The 26,069-nt window shown below is 70.1% G+C and carries 20 protein-coding genes; 11 read left to right on the top strand and 9 right to left on the bottom strand.

All coding sequences use genetic code 11. The annotated features are described in order from the left end of the window. Nucleotides 1-252 precede the first annotated feature (252 nt). From DOE79_RS11190 to DOE79_RS11180, 3 genes are all read right to left on the bottom strand, one after another. Nucleotides 253-2,769: a glycoside hydrolase family 65 protein gene (locus DOE79_RS11190; protein WP_066591530.1), complete on the bottom strand. Its 2,517-nt coding sequence runs from the start codon at nt 2,767-2,769 to the stop codon at nt 253-255. After that, nucleotides 2,766-3,563 carry an HAD family hydrolase gene (locus DOE79_RS11185; RefSeq protein WP_120338552.1) on the bottom strand — a complete coding sequence of 266 codons (798 nt, stop codon included), beginning with the start codon at nt 3,561-3,563 and terminating at the stop codon, nt 2,766-2,768. Before DOE79_RS11185 ends, DOE79_RS11190 begins: the two co-directional genes overlap by 4 nt. Before the next feature lie 226 nt (nt 3,564-3,789). Next, nucleotides 3,790-5,292: an MDR family MFS transporter gene (locus tag DOE79_RS11180; RefSeq protein ID WP_120338551.1), complete on the bottom strand. Its 1,503-nt coding sequence runs from the start codon at nt 5,290-5,292 to the stop codon at nt 3,790-3,792. Between the two features lie 239 nt (nt 5,293-5,531). Between DOE79_RS11180 and DOE79_RS11175 the strand changes: the two genes are divergently transcribed. The 5 genes from DOE79_RS11175 to DOE79_RS11155 all read left to right on the top strand — a co-directional run bounded on the left by DOE79_RS11175 (nt 5,532) and on the right by DOE79_RS11155 (nt 11,546). Beyond that, on the top strand, nt 5,532-6,047 hold the full coding sequence (locus tag DOE79_RS11175) for a DinB family protein (protein WP_120338550.1): 516 nt from the start codon (nt 5,532-5,534) through the stop codon (nt 6,045-6,047). 110 nt (nt 6,048-6,157) lie between these two features. Further along, entirely contained in the window at nt 6,158-7,057 is a 900-nt protein-coding gene (locus tag DOE79_RS11170; protein ID WP_120338549.1) for a PRD domain-containing protein, read from the top strand. 196 nt (nt 7,058-7,253) lie between these two features. Further along, complete coding sequence (locus DOE79_RS11165) at nt 7,254-9,104, top strand: beta-glucoside-specific PTS transporter subunit IIABC (RefSeq protein ID WP_120338548.1); 1,851 nt, start codon at nt 7,254-7,256, stop codon at nt 9,102-9,104. A gap of 83 nt (nt 9,105-9,187) precedes the next feature. After that, nucleotides 9,188-10,609 (top strand): glycoside hydrolase family 1 protein, encoded by a 1,422-nt coding sequence (locus DOE79_RS11160; protein ID WP_120338547.1) that lies wholly within the window; start codon nt 9,188-9,190, stop codon nt 10,607-10,609. A 79-nt stretch (nt 10,610-10,688) separates the two neighbouring features. Next, nucleotides 10,689-11,546: a Cof-type HAD-IIB family hydrolase gene (locus tag DOE79_RS11155; RefSeq protein ID WP_162942715.1), complete on the top strand. Its 858-nt coding sequence runs from the start codon at nt 10,689-10,691 to the stop codon at nt 11,544-11,546. Between the two features lie 89 nt (nt 11,547-11,635). On the opposite strand, the gene DOE79_RS11150 is transcribed toward DOE79_RS11155, so the two are convergent. Beyond that, nucleotides 11,636-12,247 (bottom strand): CueP family metal-binding protein, encoded by a 612-nt coding sequence (locus DOE79_RS11150; RefSeq protein WP_120338545.1) that lies wholly within the window; start codon nt 12,245-12,247, stop codon nt 11,636-11,638. A gap of 225 nt (nt 12,248-12,472) precedes the next feature. On the opposite strand from DOE79_RS11150, the gene DOE79_RS11145 reads away from it, so the two are divergent. The 5 genes from DOE79_RS11145 to DOE79_RS11125 all read left to right on the top strand — a co-directional run bounded on the left by DOE79_RS11145 (nt 12,473) and on the right by DOE79_RS11125 (nt 17,870). Next, the gene (locus DOE79_RS11145; RefSeq protein ID WP_162942714.1) at nt 12,473-13,141 is read left to right on the top strand and encodes a histidine phosphatase family protein; all 669 of its coding nucleotides are present in this window, start codon (nt 12,473-12,475) and stop codon (nt 13,139-13,141) included. Between the two features lie 98 nt (nt 13,142-13,239). After that, entirely contained in the window at nt 13,240-14,301 is a 1,062-nt protein-coding gene (locus DOE79_RS11140) for a LolA family protein (RefSeq protein WP_181445819.1), read from the top strand. After that, nucleotides 14,298-15,281 (top strand): ABC transporter ATP-binding protein, encoded by a 984-nt coding sequence (locus DOE79_RS11135; protein WP_245976900.1) that lies wholly within the window; start codon nt 14,298-14,300, stop codon nt 15,279-15,281. The genes DOE79_RS11140 and DOE79_RS11135 overlap by 4 nt, the downstream gene beginning before the upstream one ends. After that, nucleotides 15,268-16,176, top strand: a complete 909-nt coding sequence (locus tag DOE79_RS11130) for an ABC transporter permease (RefSeq protein ID WP_120338543.1) — start codon at nt 15,268-15,270, stop codon at nt 16,174-16,176. The genes DOE79_RS11135 and DOE79_RS11130 overlap by 14 nt, the downstream gene beginning before the upstream one ends. Before the next feature lie 137 nt (nt 16,177-16,313). Continuing rightward, nucleotides 16,314-17,870 carry a Mur ligase family protein gene (locus tag DOE79_RS11125; RefSeq protein WP_245976899.1) on the top strand — a complete coding sequence of 519 codons (1,557 nt, stop codon included), beginning with the start codon at nt 16,314-16,316 and terminating at the stop codon, nt 17,868-17,870. A 61-nt stretch (nt 17,871-17,931) separates the two neighbouring features. On the opposite strand, the gene hutI is transcribed toward DOE79_RS11125, so the two are convergent. From hutI to hutH, 5 genes are read right to left on the bottom strand one after another with little or no spacing between them, the layout of a single operon-like run. After that, nucleotides 17,932-19,143 carry an imidazolonepropionase gene (gene hutI, locus DOE79_RS11120; protein WP_120338542.1) on the bottom strand — a complete coding sequence of 404 codons (1,212 nt, stop codon included), beginning with the start codon at nt 19,141-19,143 and terminating at the stop codon, nt 17,932-17,934. Further along, nucleotides 19,143-20,621, bottom strand: coding sequence for a formimidoylglutamate deiminase (locus DOE79_RS11115; RefSeq protein ID WP_281270237.1), 1,479 nt, complete (start codon nt 20,619-20,621; stop codon nt 19,143-19,145). The genes hutI and DOE79_RS11115 overlap by 1 nt, the downstream gene beginning before the upstream one ends. Further along, nucleotides 20,618-21,826 carry an allantoate amidohydrolase gene (locus DOE79_RS11110; RefSeq protein ID WP_120340294.1) on the bottom strand — a complete coding sequence of 403 codons (1,209 nt, stop codon included), beginning with the start codon at nt 21,824-21,826 and terminating at the stop codon, nt 20,618-20,620. Before DOE79_RS11110 ends, DOE79_RS11115 begins: the two co-directional genes overlap by 4 nt. Further along, nucleotides 21,819-23,615, bottom strand: a complete 1,797-nt coding sequence (gene hutU, locus DOE79_RS11105) for a urocanate hydratase (protein ID WP_120338541.1) — start codon at nt 23,613-23,615, stop codon at nt 21,819-21,821. Before hutU ends, DOE79_RS11110 begins: the two co-directional genes overlap by 8 nt. A 40-nt stretch (nt 23,616-23,655) precedes the next feature. After that, nucleotides 23,656-25,236 carry a histidine ammonia-lyase gene (hutH, locus tag DOE79_RS11100; RefSeq protein WP_120338540.1) on the bottom strand — a complete coding sequence of 527 codons (1,581 nt, stop codon included), beginning with the start codon at nt 25,234-25,236 and terminating at the stop codon, nt 23,656-23,658. Between the two features lie 227 nt (nt 25,237-25,463). On the opposite strand from hutH, the gene DOE79_RS11095 reads away from it, so the two are divergent. Next, the gene (locus tag DOE79_RS11095) at nt 25,464-25,979 is read left to right on the top strand and encodes a mycothiol transferase (RefSeq protein WP_120338539.1); all 516 of its coding nucleotides are present in this window, start codon (nt 25,464-25,466) and stop codon (nt 25,977-25,979) included. Nucleotides 25,980-26,069 lie beyond the last annotated feature (90 nt).

The following is a 26,069-nucleotide window of genomic DNA, read 5'->3' as shown; positions in this document are numbered from 1 at the left end:
CATCGTGGGTGGCCCATGGCCACGGTGGAACGGGTGGCATTAACGTAGCAGGGCCCGCCGGCGCCGGGACCGCCGCCGCGACTGTTGCCGAAGCGGACTTCTGCGCCCGGTGCACCGGACGCAGAAGTCCGCACGGGGAACAGTTAACGTGGGGCGCCACTGGGCGCGGCGGCGGCGGGGAACGACGAAGGGCCGCGCCTCCGCCCGCCGCTGACGCAGTGGGGGAGGCGCGGCCCTGGCCGTGCAGGAACGCTAGTCGAGCGTGGGCATCTGCTCGGTGATGTGCGCGATCGTGGGGATCGACGACGTGATCACGGTGCCGTCGGCGCGACGGTTGCCCTCGATGAGAGCCACAGTGGGTGCACCGGGGTCGCGTGCGCCCTGATGCGACAGCGGGATCGTCTCCGGCGTGCCGGCTGTGACGACGACCTGCAGGCCGCGCACGGTGAGCCGGGCCTCCGTGCCCTCCTCGATGCTGAGGTGCACGCTGGTCTGCGAGACCGCGACGCGCAGGCGGGTGCCCTTGAGCGTGACCCGGAAGATGAGCTCGTCCCAGTCCTCGGGCAGGCGCGGGTCGAGGGTGATGCGGCCGCTGTGGTCGCGGAGCCCTCCGAAACCCATCACCAGCGCGCTCCACACGCCACCGGCGGATGCCACGTGCACGCCGTCGGCCGCGTTGTGGTGCAGGTCGGCGAGGTCGACGAACAGACCGGAGGTGAAGTACTTCAGCGCGAGCTCGTGGTAGCCCACCTCGGCGGCGATGATCGACTGCACGACATCCGACAGCGTGGAGTCGCCCGTGGTCAGCGGGTCGTAGTAGTCGAAGTCGGCCCGTTTCTCCTCGGGGGTGAACTGGTCGCCCTGCAGGAGCAGCGCCAGCACCACGTCGGCCTGCTTGAGCACCTGGAAGCGGTAGATCACCAGCGGGTGGTAGTGCAGCAGCAGCGGCCGGTTCTCCGGCGGCGTGGCGGCGAGGTCCCAGCGTTCCTTCTCGAGGAACTGGGCGTCCTGCGGGTGGATGCCGAGGTTGCGGTCGAAGGGGATGTGCATGGCTTCCGCGGCGAAGGACCATTCCATCACCTCGGCCTCGTCCAGCTTCAGCCGGGCGCACATCGAGTCGAACGCCGCCCGGTCGACCGAGTACAGCCGGCGCACGCTCTTCACCGCGGCGCGCAGGTTGGAGCGCGCCATGATGTTCGTGTACAGGTTGTCGTTGACGACCGTGGTGTACTCGTCGGGTCCGGTGACGCCGTGGATGTGGAAGACGTCGTTGCCGTTGCCTCGCCAGAAGCCCAGGTCGGCCCACATCCGCGCGGTCTCCACCAGGATGTCGATGGCCTCGCGGGCGAGGAAGTCCTCGTCACCCGTGGCCGCCACGTACTGGCTGAGCGCATAGGAGATGTCGGCGTCGATGTGGTACTGCGCCGTGCCGGCCGCGTAGTACGCGCTGGACTCGAGGCCGTTGATGGTGCGCCACGGGAACAGGGCTCCGAGCTGGTTGAGCTCGGTGGCGCGGGCGCGGGCGTGGTCGAGCAGGCCGTGCCGGAACCGCAGGGCGTTCCGGGCCGCGTTCGGCGACGTGTAGGTGAGGAACGGCAGCACGTAGATCTCGGTGTCCCAGAAATAGTGGCCGCCGTAGCCGGAGCCGGACACCCCCTTGGCCGAGACGCCCTGGCCGTCGGCGCGCATGGACGCCTGGGCGAGCTGGAAGAAGTTCCACCGGGTGGCCTGCTGCAGGGCCGGCTGGCCGGGCAGTTCGACATCCGTGCGGGCCCAGAACGCGTCGAGCCAGTCGCGCTGCTCCTGGATGATCGCGGCGACGCCGGTCTCCTTGGCGCGGTCGAGGGTACGGTCGCACCGGTCGGCGAGCTCGTGCGTGGGCACCCCGGCGGAGGTGTGGTAGCTGAGCAGCTTGGTGATGCGGATGGGGTTGCCCATCTTGGCCTTGACCTTGTACACGTGCTTGGCGAGGTCGTCGCCGAGCTGCGAGGACTCGTCGAAGTCGTTGATGGTGTCGATCGAGTGGTCGGACGCCGTGGCGACGGTCATGCCCGAGTTGGTGCAGCGGAAGCCGAGGATGTAGCGGCCGTTGTTGGCGCGCTTGAACCGCGGCTGCAGCACTCGGTCGGTGAAGGTCTCGGCGCGGCGGGGGTCCCAGTCGTTGGCCGATCCGGACTTGGGCCGGTCGTACTCGCCGATGCCGTCCTGCCGGTTGAGCGTCTGGCTGGAGATGACGACCGACGCGTCGGAGTCGAGCATGGTGACCTCATACTCGAGCACGGCCAGGTGACGTTCGGTGAACGAGACCAGGCGGCGCGAGCGGATGAGCACCTGCTTGCCCGACGGGGTGCGCCAGACCAGCGACCGCGACAGGATGCCGTCGGCGAAGTCCAGCCGGCGCTCGTAGCTGAGCAGCTCGGCGAGGGTGAGCACGAGGGGTTCGTCGTCGACGTAGATGCGGATGATCTTCGCATCCGGGGCGTTGACGATGGTCTGGCCGACCCGGGCGAAGCCGAACGCCTCTTCGGCGTGCCGGATGGGCCAGGTCTCGTGGAACCCGTTGATGAAGGTGCCGTGCACGTGGCCGTCGCGGCCCTCGTCGACGTTGCCGCGGAGGCCGAGGTAGCCGTTGCCGACGGCGAACAGGGTCTCGGTGCGGCCCATGTCGTCGCCGGAGAAGTCGGTCTCCACCAGAGCCCACTCGTCGAGCGGGAACCGGCTGCGGTCGAGCGGGTCGGTGAGTTCCTGGATGGCGGCATCGATGGTCATACGTGGACTCCGCTTCCGGTCGAGGGGATGGTGCTGCCGATCAGCGGCAGCAACTCGGACAGGTCGGCGACGACGGTGTCGGCTCCGGCCTCGAGCAGCACCTGGGGGCCGACGCCGCGGTCGACGCCGAGGACCAGGCCGAAGTCACCGGCCCGGCCGGACTGGATGCCGGATTCGGCGTCTTCGACGACGACGCACTGGGCCGCCGTGAGGCCGAGCAGCCCGGCGGCGAAGGCGTAGGTGTCGGGGGCGGGCTTGCCGGCGAGGTTCTCGGCGCGGGCGCGCACGCCGTCGACGACGATCTCGAACCGGTCGCGGAGGCCCGCGGCGGTGAGCACCATCTCACCGTTCAGCGAGCTGGTGACCACGGCGACCTCGAGGCCCGCCGCGACGACGGCGTCGAGGAACCGGAGCGAGCCGGGGTACGGGCTGACGCCGTCCTCGGCGAGGGTCTCGTTGAAGGCCTTGTTCTTGCGGTTGCCGAGGCCGCAGACGGTTTCCTGCTCCGGCGCGTCCGTGGGCTCGCCGTCGGGCAGTGACAGACCACGCGACGCCAGCAGGGACCGGACGCCGTCGTACCGGGGTTTGCCGTCGATATAGGCGAAGTAGTCGGCGTCGGTGTACGGCTTCACGCCGTGACCGGCTAGGAACGGGGTGAACAGACGCGACCAGGCGCTCATGTGCACCTCGGCCGTGGGAGTGAGCACGCCGTCGAGGTCGAACAGAACGCCGCGCGCGCCGAGTACCCGGTCGCGGGTCTCAGCGGGCGTGAGGGGGGAGTGGGGGGAAGTCAATATGGTGCCCTGCTTGGTAGTTGCATGAAGAAGGTGGCTAAAACCGGGTAGTCGAGCTTGTCACTTGCCCCGCGGATCACGAAATTCTCCGCGGGCACACCAACTGCCGGATCGGCCGCCATCGTGGGTGCACATCGATCCTAGAACTTCGACCCGTCGCAGGTGTCGTCCCCGTGTTAACGTTCTGTTGCCATTGGGTGTGACGGCTCCCGGTTTGCCGGCCCGGTCAGTGCGCCATGGGGGCGGGCGCGTGCGGGTCGTTGACCGACACGGCCGGCTTGCGGACGAAGAAGGCCAGGGGGATCGCGAAGAGCGAGATGATCGCGCCGTAGAGGAACGCGCTCTGGGTGCCCGCCGCGGTGGCGGCGACCTCGCCGGCGCCGTTGGCCATCTGGGTCGCCGCGGTGGAGGACATCACGGTGACGAACAGGGCCGTTCCGGCCGCACCGGCGAGCTGCTGGGCGGTGCCGACGACGGCGCTGCCGTGGGAGTACAGCGAGGGCTTGAGCGAGGCCAGCCCGGACGTGAACAGCGGGGTGAACAGGAACGCCAGGCCGAAGCTCAGCGCCACGTGGGCCACGAGGACGTACCAGAACGGGGTGCTGGCGGTGAGCATGGTGAGGAACCAGAACGCGCCGCTGACGATGATCGAGCCCGGGACCAGGAGCACGGTGGGGCCGAACCTGTCGTAGAACCGGCCGACGAAGGGGGCGAGCAGGCCCATGGTGAGACCGCCAGGCAGCAGCAGCAGGCCGGTGGTGAGCGCATCCAGGCCCAGCACGGTCTGCATGTAGATGGGCAGCAGGATGAGCGTGCCGAACAGGGCCATCATGCTCACCGCGAGCATGACGATGGCGAAGGTGAAGGTGCGCGAGGTGAAAGTGCGCAGGTCGAGCAGGGCCCGGTCGGTGCGCTGCAGGGCGACCTGGCGCCAGACGAACAGGGCGATCGCCACCAGGCCGATGCCCAGCGGAACGAGGCCGGCCGCTGCGCTGCCCGTGGCGGATTCGCCGAGGTTGCTCAGCCCGTAGACCAGGCCGCCGAACCCGAACGCGGAGAGGATCACCGAGACCACGTCGAGCGGCACCTTGGTGGGAGTGGTCACGTTCTTGATCCGGGCGGCGCCGAGGGCGAGCGAGCCGAGCGCGATGGGCAGCACGAGGATGAACATCCAGCGCCAGTCGAGCACGCTGAGGATCAGGCCGGAGATGGTGGGGCCGATGGCCGGGGCGACCGAGATGACGATGGAGATGTTGCCCATGGTCTTGCCGCGGGCAGCGGGCGCCACCAGGGTCATCACGGTGGTCATCAGCAGCGGCATCATGATCGCGGTGCCCATGGCCTGCACCACGCGGCCCACGATGAGCACCTCGAAGCCGGGCGCGATCGCGGCGATCAAGGTGCCGGTACTGAACAGGGTCATCGCGGCGAGGAACACCGGCCGGGTGTTGAACCGCTGCAGCAGGAAGCCCGTGATGGGGATGACGACGGCCATGGTCAGCATGAACGCGGTGGTCAGCCACTGGGCCGCGCTGGCCGTGATGTCGAGGTCTTTCATGAGGTGCGGCAGCGCCACACCCATGATGGTCTCATTGAGGATGACGACGAAGGCTGACACCAGCAGCAGCGAGATGACGAGCTTGGTGCCCGCGGCATCCGGGGCATTGCCGGTGCTGACTGCGGAGGTGCTGGTGGGGGCGGTGCTGGTGGCGACACTGGAGTCTGTCATCGGGGTCCTAACGAAACGGGCACTGGTGCGACCTCAGTATGAGGTACCCATGTTTCAACCAGAATGCGCCGGTTATGTTCCCGAATCGCCACAAATACGTCGGGTGCGCCGGGCGCAGATATCCGCAGCGGCAACAGTTGGGCAGATGCCTCGGGCCGGCGGGCAGGTTGGCAGCGGATGCTCGACTCTTGGCAGTCGGTCCCGGTCGGCGGGGCCGGCCGGCTCCCTAGGCTGTGGGCATGCCGATCACACCTGACATCAAAGACTGGACCTGGGTGCTCGAGCGCCCCTGCCCCGAGTGCGGATTCTCCGCCGCCGAGCTGAGCTACGACGAGGTTCCCGCTCTCGTGCGGCAGAACGCCGCCGCCTGGGCGCCGGTCCTCGAGCGGCCGGATGTGGCGGTGCGGCCCGACGACACGACGTGGTCTGCCCTGGAGTACGCGGCGCATGTGCGCGACGTGTTCCGCATCTTCGACCTGCGACTGGGCCTGATCCTCGCCGAGGACGACCCCCTGTTCGCCAATTGGGACCAGGACGCCACGGCTGAGGCGGAGCGCTACAACGAGCAGGACCCGCGCACCGTGGCGACGGAGTTGGCCGCCGCCGCGGCATCCGTGGCCGACGCCTTCGCCGCCGTGCCGGCCACCGACCGTGAGCGCACCGGGCGGCGCAGCGACGGCGCCCGGTTCACCGTGACCACGCTGGCCCAGTACTTCGTGCACGACCCCACCCACCACCTGCACGACGTCGCCTGACCCCGGCCGCCACAACTGTTGCCCCTGCGGACAATCGCGCCCGGCGCACCGGGACCACATGTCCGCACGGGGCACAGTTGCCCGCGGGCACCGGGCTGTAAACTTCGGCCATGACGACGGACCGCAGTGTGGCGCGCACCCCGGCCCCTGCACCGGGTGCGGTGGTGCACAAGGTGCTCAACAACAACGTCGTCATCTCCATCGACTCGTCCGGTCAGGAACGGGTGTTGATGGGTCGCGGGCTCGGCTTCCAACTGCAGCCCACCGACACCATCGACCCCGCCAGGGTCGAGAAGACCTTCATCCTCGAGCAGGGCAGTGACGCGGACCACGCCCGCCAGCTCTTGGCCTCCGTGCCGTACCCGATCATCGAGGCCGTGACCAGCGCCGTCGACGAGGCCGAACGCACCCTCGGGCGCAGTCTCGGCCGCCGCCTGCCTCTCGCCGTCATCGACCACGTGCAATATGTCCTTGAGCGCATGCAACAGGGAATCCGGATTCCGACCACAGCGATGCCGGAATTACGGGTCTTGCACCCGCAGGAATTCGCCGCGGCGGAGCAGATGGCACGGTCGATCAGCGCCGCTCTGCAGAACGAATTGCCCGAGGAAGAGGCTGTATTCCTCACGATGCATCTGTTGAACGCCACCCGGGACGAACCCAACGGCACCGCGGCGCTGTTGTTCCGCCGGGTGCAACACGTCGTGACGACAGTCGAGAGCGGCCTCGGGGTGCGGCTCGACCCGGCCAGCCCCGACTACGCCCGGTTCATCCTGCACGTGCAGTTCCTGCTCCAGCGGCTCGTGGCGCAGTCGATGCTGCGCGGGTCGGACACCTCGTTCTTCGAGTTCGCCAAGCTCAGCTACCCGCGTTCCTATGCCATCGCCGCCGACGTGAAGTCCTACGTCAGCGCCGCCACCGGCTCCGACCTCACCGACGAGGAACTGCTCTACGTGATCGTGCACGTGGAACGGCTGGCGAATCAGGTGGTCGATGGCAGCACCGCCTGACGGTGTGATAGCGTGATCGACGCAGGGCGAGGACGACCTGCGAAGCACTCACGGATTGTTACCGCACAGCGGGCAAAACCTGAACTCATCGCCATTTCGGCGTTTCGAGTTCAGGTCTTTTTTTTGCCCAGAATCCGGTCGGGTGCTTCTTGCCAGAGTGAAGCCGCGATGTCGCGGCGGAAGGTGAATCAACCCGATGGATTACTCCACAACCGCTGCTGCGGTTCTCAAGGGCGTGGGCGGCGAGGAGAATGTCTCCTCCCTCGTGCACTGCGCCACCCGGCTGCGGTTCGTCGTGAAGGACGAGAGCAAGATCGACAAGGCAGCCGTGAAGGCCAGCCCTGGCGTCATCGCCACTGCGGAAGCCGGCGGCCAATACCAGGTCGTCATCGGCAATGAAGTCCCCGAGGTCTTCGCCGAGATCGCCAAGATCTCCAAGCTCGCCGGTCCGTCCGCGAACGTGAAGACGACGGACGGCCCCAAGGGCAACCTGCTCAACCGGTTCATCGCGATGATCTCGGCCATCTTCACCCCGCTGCTGTGGGCACTAGCCGGAACCGGCCTGCTCAAGGCGTTCCTCGCAGCGGCGGTCACCTTCGGCTGGCTCGACAACACGACCACCACCTACGTCATCCTCAACGCCCTCTCCGATGCCTTCATCAACTTCCTGCCGCTCGCGCTCGCGATCACCGCGGCGAAGTACTTCAAGGCGGAGCAGTTCACCTCGCTCGCCATCGCCGGCGCGTTCGTCTACCCGTCGATCGTGGCCCTCAACGGTGTGCCCGACATCACCTTCTTCGGCATCCCGGTCACCATGGTCAGCTACGTCTCGAGCGTCATCCCGATCATCGTCATCGTCTGGCTGCAGAGCCACGCCGAGCGGGTTCTCTACGCCAAGCTGCCCTCCGCGATACGCCGCTTCGTGACGCCCATGCTCCTGGTACTGATCCTCGTTCCCCTCACCTTCCTCGTCATCGGCCCGCTGTCCAACCTGATCAGCGGCGGGCTCGCCGGCGGTATCGGCTGGATCTTCACTGCCGTGCCGTGGCTCGGCGGCGCCATCATGGGCGGACTGTGGCAGGTCTTCGTGATCTTCGGCCTGCACTGGGGCTTCGTGCCGCTGATGACCGCTGAGCTGCAGACCGGCGGCCTGATCTATCTCGTTGCCCCGCTGTTCGCTGCCGTCCTGGCCCAGGCCGCCGCCGTCACCGGCGTGTGGGTGCGCACCAAGGACAAGAACCTCAAGTCCCTCGCCGCCCCTGCCGCGTTGTCCGGCTTCCTCGCCGGCGTGACCGAGCCGGCCATCTACGGCGTCAACCTGCCGTTGAAGCGCCCGTTCGTGTTCGGCGTCATCGGTGGTGTCCTCGGTGGTGGCCTGATCTCCGCCGGCGGCATCGCGGCCAACGCCTTCGTGCTGCCGTCCGGCCTGGCCATTCCCGCCCTGCTCAGCCAGGGCAGCATCGTGATGCTGTTCCTCGGCCTGGCCGTCGCGATCATCGTGCCGTTCCTGCTCACCGTCATCGTCGGTTTCAAGGACCCGGTCGCCGAGATCGCGGCCCCCGTGGAAAGCCGCGACCTCCAGGTGCTGAGCCCCTTGGACGGCACCGCCGTTCCGCTCACCGCGGTTCCCGACGCCGTCTTCGCCGGCGGTTCGCTGGGCAAGGGCGTCGCCGTGGTTCCCCGGGTCGGCGCCCTGTACGCCCCGTTCGACGCCGTCGTGGCCGCCGCCTTCCCCACCGGCCACGCGATCGGCCTGAAGCACGCCGACGGCGCCGAGGTGCTCATCCACATCGGCATCGACACGGTCAAGCTCGGCGGCAAGCACTTCACCGTCAAGGTCGAGAAGGGCCAGCAGGTCGCGGCCGGCGACCTCCTGGTGGAGTTCGACATCGCGGCCATCACCGCGGCCGGATACGACATCACGACGCCCATCATCGTGACGAACACCAAGCGGTACCCCGCCATCGGCTCCGCGACGGCGGGCCCGGTCGCCCACGGCGACGCGCTCTTCCTCGCGATCGCCGAAGAAGAACTGGCGCTCGCCTAGGCGACGCGCAGGACACAACGGTGGAGGGGCGGTCCGCTTGCGCCCCTCCACCCCATGCAGTGAGTAATAAAAGGAGTACACGAATGACCAGTTCCACACCTTTCCCCGCTGACTTCCTCTGGGGCGGCGCCACGGCGGCCAACCAGATCGAGGGCGCCTACAACGAGGGCGGCAAGGGCCTGTCGATCCAGGACGTCATGCCGCAGGGAATCGCCACGCCGCGCACCGAGGGCCCGACGGATGACAACCTCAAGCAGGTGGCCATCGACTTCTACCACCGCTACGCCGAGGACATCGCGCTGTTCGCCGAGATGGGCTTCAAGACCTTCCGCTTCTCCATTGCCTGGAGCCGGATCTTCCCGCTCGGCGACGAGGCCGAACCGAACGAGGAAGGCCTCGCCTTCTACGACCGGGTGCTCGACGAGTGCGAGAAGCACGGCATCGAACCGCTCGTCACCATCTCGCACTACGAGACCCCGTTGCACCTGACCGAGACCTACGACGGCTGGGTCAACCGCGACCTCATCGGCTTCTACGAGCGATACGCCCGGGTGCTCTTCGCCCGGTACGGCACCCGGGTGAAGTACTGGCTCACCTTCAACGAGATCAACTCGGTGCTGCACGCTCCGCTCATGTCCGGCGGCATCAACACCCCGAAGGACCAGCTCTCCCAGACCGACCTGTACCAGGCCATCCACAACGAGCTGGTCGCCAGCGCCCTGGCCACCAAGGCGGCCAGGGAACTGGCCCCCCAGGCCCAGATCGGCTGCATGGTGCTCGCGATGCCCGCGTACCCGTTGACTCCGGACCCCGACGACGTCATGGCGTCGCTGACCACCGAGCGCACCAACCTCGCGTTCGGTGACATCCACGTGCGCGGCGAGTACCCCGGGTACTACCTGCGCAGCCTCCGCGACCAGGGGGTGGAGCTGGTCATCACCGACGAGGACCGTGCGCTGCTGAAGGAACACACCGTCGACTTCGTCTCGTTCAGCTACTACATGAGCGTGGCCGAGACCTCCGACGACTCCAAGCGGATCATCGGCGAGGGCAACATCATGGGCGGCGTGTCCAACCCGACGCTGCAGGCATCCGAATGGGGCTGGCAGATCGACCCCGTTGGCCTGCGCATCGTGCTCAACCAGTTCTGGGACCGCTGGCAGAAGCCGCTCTTCATCGTGGAGAACGGCCTGGGCGCCCGCGACCAGCTCGTAGAGGTCGACGGCCGCAAGACCGTCATCGACGACTACCGCATCGACTACCTCAACGACCACCTCGTGCAGGTCGGTGAGGCCATCACCGACGGCGTCGACGTGATGGGTTACACCTCGTGGGGCTGCATCGACATCGTCAGCGCCAGCACCGCGCAGCTGAGCAAGCGCTACGGCTTCATCTATGTGGACCGCAACGACGACGGCACCGGCACCCTGGACCGCTACAAGAAGAAGTCCTTCGACTGGTACGCCGAGGTCATCTCGTCTAACGGCGCCAGCCTCACGCGCTAGCGTCGAAGGACACGTTTTCACCCCTTGGTCGGCCGCCGGAACGATTCCCCTCCGGCGGCCGGCTCGTTTGGAGCTCCACATGATTTCCCCCCGCATCGCCTTCCTCGACGTCGACGGCACCCTCATCGACTCGGGTGAGGTGATCGCAGACTCCACCATCGAAGCGGTGCAGACCGCCAGGGCGAACGGGCACCTGGTGTACCTCTGCACCGGCCGGGCCAGCGTGGAGATCTACCCGAAGATCCGCGACATAGGCTTCGACGGAGCGATCAGCGCCGGCGGCGGGTTCGCCGAGATCGGCGACGACTTGGTGATCTCCCGCACCATGCCCGAGGCCGCGGTGGCGCGGATGGTCGGCTTCTACGAGGAGTCCGGCTACGACTTCTACCTGCAGGCGTTCGCCGAGCTGTACCCGAGCCCCGGAGTGCGGGGACGTTTCGCCAGCTACCTCCAAGACGACCAGGAACGCCGCGGTGAAACCCGTACCGACCTGGCGTCGGTGACCGACGCCCGGGAGCACCCTGCCCTCAAGGCGTTCGCCGATGTGCGGCCGCTCAGCCACACCGGCATCGCGAAATCCGTCTTCCTGGCCAGCGACCTCCTCGCCTTCGACAGGGTCACCGAGGCGCTCGGCGGCGACTTCCACGTGATCACCGGCACCATCCCGCACATGGGCAAGGGCAGCGGCGAAGTCACCCTCGGCGGGGTGAACAAGGGCTCGACGATTCTGCAACTGCTCGACAAGCTCGGCCTGGATGCGTCAAGCGCCATCGGTGTGGGCGACAGCAACAACGACATCGAGATGCTGCAGGTCTGCGGTGTGGGTATCGCCATGGGCAACGCCACGGATGCGGTGAAGGCGCACGCCGACGAGGTCACCACGAGCGTGCTCGAGGACGGCGTCTGGAACGCGTTCCGCCGCCACGGCCTGATCTAGCCCCGCGCAGCACCCGCGTTGCTCCCACCGCTTGACTTTGCCCCGATTCTCGGGGCTTAACTCACGGTTCGCGGGAGGGAGGGGAGAGGTCAGGTGAGGAGCGCGGAGGTGACGCAGGTGGGGTCGTCGGCGCGGGTGCCGAGGGGCAGCTCGACCGTGTGCTCGCCGTCGTCGATGAGCACCGTGATGTCGAGCCCGGCGGGAAGCCAGACGTCGAAGAACCCGTTCTCGTAGGTGCTGATGTCGCGGTCGAGGAGCACGTCGGTGGTCGCGTCGTCGGTGATCGTGACGTGGAGATCCTCGCTGCCGAGCTCTCCGACGCAGGTGGTGAGCGAGTGGTAGAAGCACTCGTGGGTTGTGCTCAGATACGGCGCGACGGACAGGTGGAACAGGTCATCCGGTAGCGGGAGGCTGAGTTCGCTGCCACCGCTGGAGAGGAGGAGTTCGTCGACCCGCACCGAGGCCATCAGCCCCTTCGGACGCTCCGCGAGCGGCTGGGCCTGCAGCTGCTCGATGAGGTCGGTCACGGTGGCCGGGGCGGTGATGTCGTAACCGGCGAGCATCGCGTCGGCCTCCGCGCCCAGGCCGGCGGATGCGCCTGTGGCGGCCGGGGCGACGTCCGCCCCGGATCCGGTGCAGGCGGTGAGGGACAGGAGGAGGATCAGCGCGCTCAGGCTGGCTGCGGTCTTGGAAGGGAACATCCCTCCAGCGTGCGCGGGCCCGATGGGCGGTCGTAGTGTCTTTGGACCCGGCGACCCACACTCCCAGCTTCGGGCGGGATGCGTGGCCGCGGGTGGCGCTTCGAACGGCACCGCACGCGTGTTACCGTCGTGGCGGACATGCGACCGGTCGAGCATGCACCCGAACAGCCACGGCACCAACCGAGAGGCACCACCCGTCATGCCCCAGCGCACCGCCCCCGACGCATGAGCGCCCGGATCCACTTCGTCCGCCACGCCGAAACCCTCTTCAACGTCAACGGGATGCTGCAGGGCTGGTGCGACGCCCCGCTGACCGAACGCGGCGAAGGCCAGGTCGCCGCCCTCGGTGAGCGGATGCGCGACGTGCCGTTGGCGGCCGCGTTCATGAGCGACCTCACCCGCACTCGCACCACCATGGCGGGCGCCCTCGCCGGGCATCCGCACCTGGTGCCCACCCCGTTGCGGGACCTGCGCGAATGGCACTTCGGCGGCTGGGAAGGCCAGCCCAACGCCTCGCTGTGGAACCCGGTCTTCGCCGACCACGACGCCACCTACGCGCCGGGGACGTTCGCCACGATCACCGCGAACGGATTCGACAGCGTGATCGACGCCATCCACCGCAACGACCCGAGCGGCCGCGCCGACTCGGCAGCGGATGTGCGCACCCGCGTCGACGCGGCGCTGGAGACCGTCGTGGCCGCCGCCGAGCTGGCGGCACTGGAGGATACCGGCGATGTGCTCGTCGTGACCCACGGGTCCGTCCTCGGCAGCATCCTGCACACCCTGGTGCCGGCGACGCGGCCGCGCACGGGCTTTCCCAACTGCGGAATCGTCACCGTGACGTGGACCGAGGGCCAGGCGATCGCCGGCGAGATCGACGCATCCTGCGCCTGACGCACGCGACCGGGGCGGCCCGGCAAAAGTCCGGTGGAATTTCCAGCATCGGAGCGTAGTGTCAGTGATACGTAGTGCGACACTGGAGGTTGCTCGTCATGTCCCGTACCTGGCTGAAGTGGATGCCCGCCGCCGTGGTGCCCGCCGTCATCGCCGTGGGGGTGCTGGCCGTTCCGCTGCAGGCGGGCGCGGCCGTGGACCTGCCAGACAAGACGCCGCAGGAGGTTCTGCAACTGGCCGCCGGCAGCACCGTCGACACGTTCTCCGGAACCCTCGAGCAGACCTCCGACCTCGGGCTGCCCGAGGTGCCCAGCAGCGGGGATGCCGCCGCCGGTGACCTCTCCGACGCCCTCGACCTGCTCACCGGCGACCACACCGTGCGGGTGTACCAGTCCGGCGCCGACCAGAGCCGCGTGCAGGTGCAGGACACCATGTCGGAGCGCAACCTGATCCGCAACGGCAGCGACCTCTGGGTCTACGACTCGGCCGACAACACCGCAACGCACGCCACCGTGCCCGCCGACACGGATGCTGCCGGTGCGACGCCCGGCGCCGGCTACACGCCGGCCGAGGTGGCCGACAAATTCCTCGCCGAGGTCACCCCGAGCACCGAGGTGAGCCTGGCCGAGAACACCCAGGTGGCCGGCCGCGACGCCTACGAGCTCGTGCTGACGCCCAACACCGAGACCACCCTGGTCGGCTCCGTGTCCATCGCCGTGGACGCCGAGACCGGCCTGCCGCTGCGGGTGCAGGTCGAAGCCACGGGCGCCACCGAACCGGCGCTCAGCCTGGCCTTCACCTCGCTCAGCCTCGACACCCCGTCGGCCGACCTGTTCACCTTCAGCCCGCCGGCCGGGGCCGACGTGTCCGAGCAGGCGCTGCCCGCGAAGGGCGACGCCGAACACCCCGAGGGCGACAAGAGCGGCGCCACCGTCATCGGCACCGGCTGGGATGCCGTGGTGGCCGTGCCGGCCGGGGCGGATGCCCAGGCCATGGCCGACCTCACCGCCTCACCGCTCTACACCCAGGTGACCGACGCCGTGGACGGCGGCCGGGCCCTGACCACGACGCTCGTGAGCGTGCTGATCACCGACGACGGCCGGATCTTCGCCGGTTCGGTGCCCGTGGAGCGGCTGCAGGCCGCCGCCGCCCAGGAGTGACACTGCCCAGCTGGGCCGCCGGCGACCTGGCCATCGAGACCCGGGCTCTCACCAAACGATTCGGCCAGCAGACCGCCGTCGACGCCATCGATTTGGCGGTGCCGATGGGCTCGGTCTTCGGGTTCCTTGGCCCGAACGGCTCGGGCAAGACGACGAGCATCCGGGTGATGCTGGGGTTGGCCGCCGCGACCAGCGGTGATGTCAGCCTGCTCGGTGAGTCGATGCCGGGCCGGCTCGCCCGGGTGCTGCCCCAGGTGGGCGCGCTGGTGGAGGGGCCGGCGTTCTATCCGTTCCTATCGGGGGCGGCGAACCTGCGCCGCCTCGACACCGCCGACCGGGCCGCCCCCGGCTGCACCCGCCGCGCCCGGGTAGACCGCGCGCTCGACCGGGTCGGATTGTCGAACGCGGCCGGCAAGAAGGTGTCGGCCTACTCGCTGGGCATGAAACAGCGCCTCGGCATCGCCAACGCCCTCCTGATGCCGCGCCGCCTGCTGGTGCTCGACGAACCTACCAACGGGCTCGACCCGCAGGGCACCCGCGAGGTGCGCGCCCTGGTGCGTTCACTGGCCGGGGAGGGCACCACGGTCTTCGTCTCCAGCCATCTGCTCGCCGAGGTGGAGCACATGTGCACCCACGCGGCCATCATGAGCGCCGGACGACTGCTGGTGCAGGGCACCCTCGACGAGCTGCGGGCCGGCGAGTCCCGGGTGCGGGTGCGCACGCCGGATGCCGACGCCGCGATCCGCGTGCTGGCCGCCGCCGGTCTCACGGCCGGCCTGGAGACGCCCGAGGTGCCCGCCCGGCCGGGCGCCGACCCGTGGGTGAGCGCGCCCCTGGACGCGGATCCCCAACCGGCCGAGTCCCTCGTGGCCGCACTCGTGGCCGCCGGGGTGCGGGTGCGCGGCTTCCAGATCGACGACGCCAGCCTGGAAGAACGGTTCGTGGCGCTCACCGGGGAGGGTTTTGATGTCGTCCGTTGAGCCGGTTCTGCCGGCCGCCGAAGCCACGCCGGCTGACACTCGTCCCGCTGACGCTCGGCCTACCGAGGCTCGGCCCGGCGGAGCCTGGGCCCTGCTCGTCTCCGAGCTCACCGTGCTCTTCAGGCGCCGGCGCACCTGGGCTCTGCTGCTCGCTCTGGCCGCGATCCCCGTGCTCATCGCCGTGGCCGTGCGGCTCTCCTCGCAGGAACCGACTCCCGGCCGCGGGCCGCCGTTCCTCGACCAGGTCACCCAGAACGGGCTCTTCGTGGCTTTCACGGGACTCATCGTGTCGATCCCGCTGTTCCTGCCGCTCACCGTGGGGGTCGTGGCTGGCGACACCATCGCCGGCGAGGCCAGCCTGGGCACCCTGCGCTACCTGCTCGTCGCCCCGGCCGGCCGAGTGTGGCTGCTCGTGGTCAAGTACGTCGGCGCCGCCGTGTTCTGCCTGGCGGCCACCCTCACGGTGGTCACCGCCGGCGTTCTCTCCGGGCTGGCCCTGTTTCCCGTCGGCCCGCTCACCCTGCTCTCCGGCGACACGATCAGCCTCGGCGAATCGTTCCTGCGCGCCCTGCTCATCGCCGGGTACGTCACGGTGTCGCTGCTCGGCCTCTCGATGATCGGCCTCTTCTTCTCCACCCTCACCGTGGTGCCCGTCGGCGCCATGGCCGCCACGATCGTGCTGTCAGTCGTGGCGCAGGTGCTCGACTCGCTGCCGCAACTGGAGTGGCTGCATCCGTGGCTGTTCAGCCACTACTGGCTGGACTTCGCCGACCTGCTGCGCCAACCGGTGGACGTGACCTCATTCGGCGCGAACGCCCTGCTGCAGGGCGGCTATCTGCTCGTCTTCGGGGCGCTCGCCTACGGGCGTTTCATGACCAAGGACATCCTGAGCTGACCCCGCCGGATCCGCCGGTTTATATGACCTTGATATGAGAATGCCAATTCAGGCATGCATTTCAGCACCCTTGTATCTCGCCCGCCTACCGTTATATTGTGCCCTCACTTGGGGGGTGATATCCGGAGGCAGCTGTTTTGGCAATCGAAAGTACCCCACCCGTCGTACGACCCAGTGCCCCGCCGCGGGTGCGCCTGGAGGATGTCGCCGGTCGGGCGGGTGCGGTGTGCAGCACCGCCGATGCCGAGACGGTGGTGACCGGGATCGCGCTGTCGACGCAGTCGGTGCAGCCGGGGGACCTCTTTGTTGCCCTGCCCGGAAAGAACGGTCACGGCGCCCAGTACGCCGCGCAGGCCGTGCAGGCCGGCGCCGCCGCGGTGCTCACGGACGCCGCCGGTGAGGCGCAGGCGCGGGCCGCCGGGGTGCCCTGCGTCATCAGCGACAACCTGCGTGACCGGCTCGGCGAGCTGAGCGCGTTCATCTACGACACCGCCGATAGCGACCTCGTGATCTTCGGCATCACCGGAACGAACGGGAAGACCACCACCGCCCATGTGCTCGAGGCGGTGCTCGGCCAGATGGGCCTGGTCACGGGCCTGTCGACGACGGCCGAGCGGCACATCGCCGGTGAGGTCTTCGTGTCCAAGCTCACGACGCCGGAGGCCACCGATGTGCACGCACTCCTGGCCCGGATGAAGGAGCAGAACGTGCAGGCGGTGGTGCTCGAGGTGAGCGCCCAGGGTCTCACGCACGGCCGGGTGGACGGCATCGTCTTCGACTGCGCCGGGTTCACCAACCTCTCGGTCGACCACCTCGACGACTACGGCACGATGGAGAACTACTTCGAGGCCAAGGAGATCCTGTTCCGCCCGGAGCGCTCGCGCACCGGTGTGGTGAGCATGGAGACCCCGTGGGGCCTCCGGCTGCTCAGTCAGCCCACGATACCGGTGTCGTCGATCTCGGCGGATGCCGAAACCGACCCGGACTGGCGGCTGGAGATTCTCGAATCCCTGCCGGAGGCGACCCGGTTCCGGGTGCAGAACCGTGCCGGTGACAGCGTGGAGACGACCGTGGCACTGCTCGGCGACCACCTGGTGGCCGACGCGGGCCTGGCGATCGCGATGATCGTCGAGGCCGGCTACCCGGCCGCGCAGGTGCAGGCCGCCGTGCAGGACGGCATCCGGGTGTACATCCCCGGGCGCACCGAGAGCGTGTCCGGGCCGACCGGTCCGCGCGTGTACGTGGACTTCGGGCACAGCTCAGACGCGTTCGAGAAGACCCTGCGGGCCGTGCGCGCGGTCACCCCCGGTCGGGTGATCATGCTCTTCGGCGCCGACGGCGACCGGGACCCGGTCAAGCGCCCCGAGATGGCCCGGGTCGCGGCGGCCGGCTCCGACATCGTGGTGGTCACCGACCACCACCCGCGCTTCGAAGACCCGGCCAACATCCGGCGGATGCTCGTCGATGCCGCCCGCGAGGCGTTCCCCGGCAAGCAGATCGTGGAGGTTTCGCCGCCAGAGGCCGCCATCGATTACGCGGTGGACCTGGCCAGGGATGGCGACGCCATTCTCTGGGCCGGACCCGGACACCAGGACTACCGGGACATCCGCGGGGTGCGCACGCCGTACTCGGCGCGGGAACTGGCCCGGGAGGCCCTCGCCCGGCACGGCTGGCCCGCCCAGCAGCCCTCCTGACCCGCGTCCTGCTCCCGGGTCCCTCCCGCATACTGTGACTCAAGCACCGGAAACTCGTGTTTCAGCTGCCTGAATCATGGCTCGCGAGGGGGCGGGGGCGGGCGGGGGCGCGGATGCCCTCGGTCCAGGTGGCCACGCAGAGCGGCACGCCCGGCCGGTAGGCGAGATGGGCCACGGTGGGGGCGTCAAGCACCTGCAGGTCGGCCCGGCCGCCGACGCGCAGCGAGCCCACCGCATCCGGGCCGTGCTCGCGACCGAGCGCCCGTGCGGCGCCCCGGGTGGCAGCCCAGACCGCCTCGCGCACCGTGAGGCCCATCTGCAGCACCGCCGTGGCCACGCAAAGCGGCATCGACGTGGTGAACGACGTGCCCGGGTTGCAGTTGCTGGCCAGGGCGATGTGGGCTCCGGCGTCGAGCAACCGGCGGGCCGGCGGGAACGGTTCACGGGTGGACAGGTCGCAGGCCGGCAACAGCGTGGCCACGGTGCCGGAGCCGGCGAGGGCGTCGATGTCGGCGTCGTCCAGGCGGTTGCAGTGGTCCACGCTCGCGCAGCCGAGCTCGACGGCCAGGCGCACCCCGCCGCTGAAGCCGAGCTGGTTGCCGTGCAGGCGCAGGCCGAGCCCGGCGGCCCGGCCGGCGAGGAGTACCTCGCGGCACTCGTCGACGTCGAATGCCCCGGTCTCGCAGAAGGCGTCGATGAAGTCGACGTGCGGGGCCACGGCGGCCAGCATCGGACCGGTGACCAGGTCGAGGTAGTCACGCCGGTCGATGCCCGGCGGTACCACGTGGGCGCCGAGGAAGCTCACGAGGTCGGCCACCTCGGCGGCCGCCCGCGCGCTGCGGAGTTCGCCGTGCAGGTCGAGGCCATAGCCGGTCTTGGTCTCCAGGAACGTCGTACCCTGGGCCTCGGCCTCGCGGCGGAGCCGTCGCGCGTTGGCGACCAGGTCGGCCTCGCTCGCGGACCGGGTGGCCGTCATCGTCGCGACGATGCCCCCGGCCGCGTAGCGCTGACCGGCCATCCGCGCCTCGAACTCCGCGGCACGGTCCCCGGCGAAGACCAGGTGGGTGTGGCTGTCCACCCAGCCGGGCAGCACGGCCCGGCCGCCGACATCCACTCTGCTATCGGACGGCGGGGCTTCGACAGCAGGTCCGATCCAGGCGATCCGGCCGTTTTCGATCACGAGCGCGGCATCCGTGAGCCTGTCGTCGTCGTGGCTGAACTCGGCGGACTGGGTGGTCAGCTCGCCGATCCCGGTGAGCAATTCGGCGGTCATCAGTGGGCCTTCCGGGTGGGGTGGGCGAGGGGAGCGGAGTGGGCACTGGGAACGAATGCCGATGCGGCGGCGGCGTCGAGGGCGGCCAGCGCGTCGCGGAGGAGCGCGGCGGGCGAGCCGGCGGTGCTGAGGGGGTCCCCGGTGGCGAGGGCGGCGGCGGCGGTGCCCACGAGGCGGCCGGTGTCGGCCACGAGGCGGCCGGCCACGATCACACGGCGAACGTCGGCGGCCGTGGCGGCGAGCACCAGCTGGCCGGGGTCGGCGCCGACGGTGCGGATGCTGCGCGCATCGAGCTCGACGAGGTCGGCCGGGTCACCCGGTGCCAGGCCGGGCCGGCCGAGGCCGAGCGAGGCGTACCCGTCGGTGCCGCCCGCGCGCAGCAGCTGCGCCGGGCCGAATCGGCCCCGGGAGCCGGAGGCGAGCCGTTCGCCCATCTCGAGGCCGCGCATCTCGAGGAACGGGTCAACCACGGCGTTCTGGTCGGAGCCGAGGGCGATCGGCGCTCCCGCGGCGGCCAGCGCGTGCGCGGGGCCGATGCCGTCGCCGAGGTCGGCCTCGGTGCTCGGGCACATCACCACCGTGACGCCGTGGGCGCCGAGCAGCGCCACATCGTCGGAGCTGAGGTGGGTGGCGTGCACGACGCTCAGCCGCGGGCTCAGCGCACCGAGCCCGGCCAGCACTCCGGTGGGGCTCACGCCATACGCGGCCAGGCAATCGGCGTTCTCCCTGGGCTGCTCCGAGAGGTGGATGTGCAGCGGCACGTCCGCGGGGAGCCCGGCCAGGATCTCGCGCATGGCGTCCTGCGGCACGGCCCGCACCGAGTGCAGGGCCGCGCCGAGGGTGACGAGCGCGGGGCCGGCCGGCCGGGCCGCCGCATCCGTCTCGATCACCGACCGGAGCGCGGCCCAGCGGTTCAGCCAGCCTGCCGCTGATCCGTCGCCGAAGCGGCGTTGCTCCGGCAGCAGCGGGACGTCAAGGCCGCCGGCCAGATAGCTGGTGTCGAGCAGCACCAGGCGGATGCCGACCTCGCGCGCCGCCGTCGCCAGCGCGAGTTCCATCGCATGCGCCTGCAGGTATGCGGTGCCGTCTGGCTGGTGGTGCAGGTAGTGGAATTCACCCACGGCGGTGTAGCCGCTGACCAGCATCTCGGCGAACACGGCCCTGGCGAGCTCGAGGTAGAGCTCGGGGGTGAGAGTCTGGGCCACCTGGTACATCGAGTCGCGCCAGCGCCAGAAGTCGCCGCCCTGGTCGTGGGTACGGCCGCGGAGCGCCCGGTGGAAGGCATGTGAGTGGGCATTGGCCAGGCCGGGCAACACGGTGCCCAGGCGGATGTCGCCAGGTGCGGCCGCAACACCGTCGGCCCGGTCGATGATGCGGCCGTTCGCGCCCACGGTCAGGCGCACGCCTGCGCTGGGGATTCCGTCGGCCAGCAGCGTCTCGCACCAGTAGCCGGTCGGGTCCCCGCCGATGGCGCTCACAGCAGTTCCCGGAGCAGGGTGTCAAGCGCCTCGACACCAGCGAGGCAATCCGCCAGGGTGGCGAATTCCTCGGGCGAGTGCGAGATGCCGGTGGGGTTGCGCACGAACAGCATGGCGGTGGGTACCCGGGCGGCGAGAACGCCCGCGTCGTGGCCGGCGCCCGTTGACAGGGCGGGGATGCCGCCGAGGGACAGGGCCAACCGGGCGGCAAGTTCGGGGTCGAAGGTGACGGTGCCGGTCCAGGACTCCTCCACGACCGTGGCGGCGCAGGCCGTGTGCTGGGCTTGCAGCCGGCCCGTGATGTCGGCGACCATGGCGCGGGCCGCGTCGTCGGTCTCGGCGCGGGCGTCGAGCCAGGCGGTCACCGCGGACGGGATCACGTTGGTGCCGCCGGGCACGGCCTCGATGCGGCCGACGGTGGCGCGGGCGCCCGGGCTGGCCAGCGCCGCCTCCTGCACGGCCAGGATGGCCTGCGCCGCGGCGACCATCGGGTCGCGGCGGTCGGCCATCAGGGTGGCGCCGGCGTGGTTGCCCTGGCCGGTGAAGCTCATGCGCCAGCGGCCGTGCGCGAGGATCGAGGAGGCCACCGCGAGGGGTTCACCGAAGTCGATCAGGCCACGGCCCTGTTCCACATGCAGTTCGAGGAATATGCCGATTCGGTCCAGTGCCTCGCTGTCGCGACCGAGGTGCACCGGGTCGAGACCGGCGGTGGCAGCCGCCTCGGCGAGGGTGACGCCCGCCCGGTCGGTGAGGTTTCGGGCGTGGTCGGCATCGATGGCGCCCGAGAGCAACCGCGAGCCCAGGCAGGCGACTCCGAACCTCGAGCCCTCCTCCTCGGCGAAGACCAGCACCGCGCACGGCCGGCTGGGCACGAAGCCGGTGGCCTGCAGCCGGGCGACGGCCTCGAGTGCGGAGACCACCCCGAGCGGCCCGTCGTAGGCGCCGCCTCCCGGCACGGAGTCGAGGTGACTGCCCAGCACCACGGCGTCCGGCCCCTGCGCTCCCCACCAGGCCCAGATGTTGCCGTTGCGGTCGGTGTCAACGGCCAGGCCGAGCCGTTCGGCGCGTTCGGTGAACCAGGCGCGCAGCTCGAGTTCGGCGCTCTGCCAGAGGTGCCGCGAGTAGCCGCCGGCGCGCAGGTCGCGGCCGGTGCCGGCGATCTCGTCGAGACCGGCGAGAACCCCGTGGGCGATGAGGTCAGGCATCGGGCGCATCCGCCGGCGCGGCAGAAACGGGCGCGGCAGGGGCCGGAGCAGCGGGCGCATCCGTTGCTGCCGCATCCGTCTCCCACATCGGAACCCGCAGGCCGCGCTCGCGGGCGACCTCCTCGGCGCGCTCGTAGCCGGCGTCGACGTGCCGCATCACGCCGGTGCCGGGGTCGTTCACGAGCACTCGGGAGATCTTCTCGGCGGCCAGCGGGGTGCCGTCGGCCACGATCACCTGGCCGGCGTGGATGCTGCGGCCGATGCCAACCCCGCCGCCGTGGTGGATCGACACCCAGGTGGCGCCGGAGGCTGTGTTGAGCAGGGCATTCAGCAGGGGCCAGTCGGCGATCGCATCCGAGCCGTCTTTCATGCCCTCGGTCTCGCGGTAGGGCGAGGCCACCGAGCCGGAGTCGAGGTGGTCGCGGCCGATGACGATCGGGGCGCTGAGTTCCCCGGAGGCGACCATCTCATTGAACTTGAGGCCGGCCAGGTGGCGCTCCTGGTAACCGAGCCAGCAGATGCGGGCGGGCAGGCCCTCGAAGTGCACCTTCTCGCCGGCGGCGGTGATCCAGCGGCGCAGGTGTTCGTCGTCGGGGAACAGGTCGACGATGGCCTTATCGGTGGCCGCAATATCCGCCGGGTCGCCGGAGAGCGCGGCCCAGCGGAACGGGCCCTTGCCCTCGGCAAAGAGCGGGCGGATGTAGGCGGGCACGAAGCCGGGGAAGTCGAATGCCCGCTCGCAACCGCCGAGCAGCGCCTCGGCCCGGATGGAGTTGCCGTAGTCGAAGACCTCGGCGCCGGCATCCTGGAAATCGACCATGGCCTGCACGTGTTTGGCCATCGCGGCGCGGGCCCGTTCGGTGAACTCCTCAGGCTTCTCGGCCGCGTAGGCGTGCCACTCGGCCACCGTCACGCCCTCGGGCAGGTAGGCGAGCGGGTCGTGCGCGCTGGTCTGGTCGGTGACGATGTCGATGGGCACCTCGCGGGCGCGCAGCTCGGCGAAGACCGTTGCGGCGTTGCCGACCAGGCCCACCGACAGCGGCCGGCGTTCTGCCTTGGCGGCGAGCACCCGGGTGATCGCGTCGTCGATGTCGTCGGTCATCTCGTCGAGGTAGCCGTGTTCCACCCGGCGCTGAAGGCGCGACGGGTCCACGTCGACGATGAGCACGACACCCTCGTTGAGCGTGACCGCCATGGGCTGGGCGCCGCCCATGCCGCCGGCGCCGCCGGTGAGGGTGAGGGTGCCGGCCAGGGTGCCGTTGAACCTCTTCGCGGCCACGGCGGCGAAGGTCTCGTAGGTGCCCTGCAGGATGCCCTGGGTGCCGATGTAGATCCAGGAGCCGGCGGTCATCTGGCCGTACATGGTGAGGCCGAGGGCCTCGAGCTTGCGGAATTCCGGCCAGGTGGCCCAGTCGCCGACGAGGTTGGAGTTGGCGATCAGTACCCGCGGCGCCCACTCGTGGGTACGGAACACGCCCACGGGCTTGCCGGACTGCACGAGCAGCGTCTCGTCCTTCTCGAGCGTGGTGAGGGTGCGCACGATCGCGTCGTAGGCCTCCCAATTGCGGGCGGCCTTGCCGGTGCCGCCGTAGACGACGAGCTTCTCCGGGTGCTCGGCCACCTCGGGGTCGAGGTTGTTCATCAGCATCCTCAGCGGGCCCTCGGTCTGCCAGCTCTTGGCGGTGAGTGTGGTGCCGCGAGCGGCGCGCACGACGCGGGGCGGATGCTGGTCGGCGGGCGTCGCATCCGTCACTGGGGTAGTGGTGCCGGTCTCGGTCAGGTCGGGCATGAGCGGGTCTGCTTTCTCGAGAGCTGCGGGATGGGACGGGTCAGTACAGCGCGCCGGTGACGCTCTGCGCGGCGGCGAGCACGGCGCCGCTCCGCACGGAGGAGGCGACGGACTCGATGTCGGGGGAGAGGAACCGGTCCGGTCCGGGGCCGGCGACCTCGCGGCGCACCTCGGCGACCACGGCGCCGGTGGCGGGGCCGGGCGTCAGGGGTGCGCGCAGGTCGAGGGCACGGCTCGCGGTCATCACCTCGATGCCGAGCACCCGGGCCAGCCCGTCGATGCCGGTGCGCAGCTTGCGCGCGGCGTGCCAGCCCATCGACACGTGGTCCTCCTGCATGGCTGAGGACGGGATCGAGTCGACCGAGGCCGGCACCGCGAGGCGCTTGAGCTCGGAGACGATGCCCGCAGCGGTGTACTGGGCGATCATCAGGCCGGAGTCGACCCCCACGTCGTGGGCGAGAAAAGCGGGCAGGCCGTTGCTGCGGGCCGGGTCGAGCATCCGGTCGGTGCGGCGCTCGGACATGCTGGCCACGTCGGCCACGGCGATGGCGAGGAAGTCGAGCACGTACGCGACCGGGGCGCCGTGGAAATTGCCGTTGGACTCGACCCGGCCGTCGACCGTGACGACGGGGTTGTCGATGGCGCTGGCCAGTTCGCGGTCGGCGATGCGTTCGGCGTGCTCGATCGTGTCGCGGGCGGCGCCGTGCACCTGCGGGGCGCAGCGCAGCGAATAGGCGTCCTGCACGCGGGTGCACTCCGGTCCCTTGTGGCTCGCCACGATGGGGGAGCCGGCGAGCAAGTGGCGCAGGTTCGTGGCGGCAGCCTGCTGGCCCAGCTGCGGGCGGAGGCCGGCGAGGTCGGCGGCGAAGACGGCATCCGTGCCGAGCAACGCCTCGATGCTCATGGCGGCGGCCACATCGGCGGTGCTGAGCAGGGTGTGCAGGTCGTGCAGGGCCAGGCTGAGCTGGCCGAGCATGCCGTCGGTGCCGTTGATGAGGGCCAGACCCTCCTTCTCGGCCAGCAGCACGGGCTCGAGGCCGGCCGCGGCGAGGGCGTCGGCGGCGGGCAGCTGGATGCCGGCACGGTCGCGCACGGTGCCCTCGCCCATCAGCGCCAGGGCGCAGTGCGCCAGCGGGGCCAGGTCGCCCGAGCAACCGAGCGAACCGTACTCGCGCACGATCGGGGTGATGCCGGCGTTGAGCAGGCCCGCGTAGGCCTCGGCCGTCGACAGGCGGATGCCCGTGCGCCCGGTGAGCAGGGTCGACAGGCGCAGCAACATGAGCGCGCGCACGGTCTCCCGCTCCACCTCGGCGCCGGAGCCGGCCGCGTGCGAGCGCACCAGGCTCTGCTGCAGCCGGGTTCGGTCGGCCGCGGTGATGAAGGTCGTGGCCAGGGCGCCGAACCCGGTGGAGATGCCGTAGTGCGGTTGCACGTCGGTGGCGAGGATCTCGATGGTGGCGCGGCTGGCGGCCACGGCGGCGCGGGCATCGTCGCCGATACGCACGGGGGCGTCGTGGCGGGCGACGGCCACGACATCCGCCACCGAGACCGGGCCGGTGCCCACGGTGACGGGCGCAGGAGCGGTGCTGGCGGCGGGCAGGACAGTGTCGACGGTGTGCATGCTCCTATCTGACTCCTGCGCGTGGCCCGGCGCAGCGGCTTTCACCCGGTTGGTGTCTCGTATACGAGACAGTGGCGCCCATGCTGGCCGGGTGCACCCGGTGTCGGACGCGCGGGAGGGGCGCCGATGCGCGCGTGGCGTGCCACCCGCGTACCGGCGCTGTGCCCGCGCAGCTCAGATCAGACCTCGTCGGACTAGGGTGGGCCTCAATCCACTGGAGGTACCGAATGCTGTCGACCGATCTGATGACGGATGCCTTCGGCCGGGTGCAGGAGGCGGTGCATGCCGTGCTCTTGGGCGCCGGGTCCGATCTGCTCGAGTTCCGTGCGGACCCCGAGGCGAACACCATCGCCTGGCTGGTCTGGCACCTCACCCGGGTGCAGGACGACCACGTCGCCGACCTCATGGGCGAGCCCCAGCTCTGGACGACCGCCGGCTGGCAGAAGCGCTTCGACCTGCCCTTCGCTGTCGGTGCGACCGGGTACCGCCAGAGCGCGGGCGAGGTCGCGGCCGTGCGGGCGGGCTCCGACCTGCTGCGCGGCTACTTCGATGCCGTGCACGAGCGCACCATCGCCTACCTGGGCACCCTGCGCGAAGACGACTTCGGCCGCGTGGTCGACACCCGCTGGACGCCACCGGTGACCGTGGCCGTGCGGCTGGTCAGCGTGATCGGCGACGACCTGGAGCACGCCGGCCAGGCCGCCTTCGTGCGCGGGCTGGCGCAGCGGGCCGGCCTGCACTGAGCCGTGCCGGGCGCCCGGCGGCCGGGAGCGGCACCACGGTCCGTGAGAGCGGTCATACGGTTGCCTCGTTGTGCTGTGGTGACCATTTCG

It is taken from the genome of Cryobacterium soli, from assembly GCF_003611035.1.
GTDB lineage: Bacteria > Actinomycetota > Actinomycetes > Actinomycetales > Microbacteriaceae > Cryobacterium > Cryobacterium soli.
Note: the sequence above shows the minus strand (reverse complement) of the source record. Positions and strands in the feature narration are given on the sequence as shown.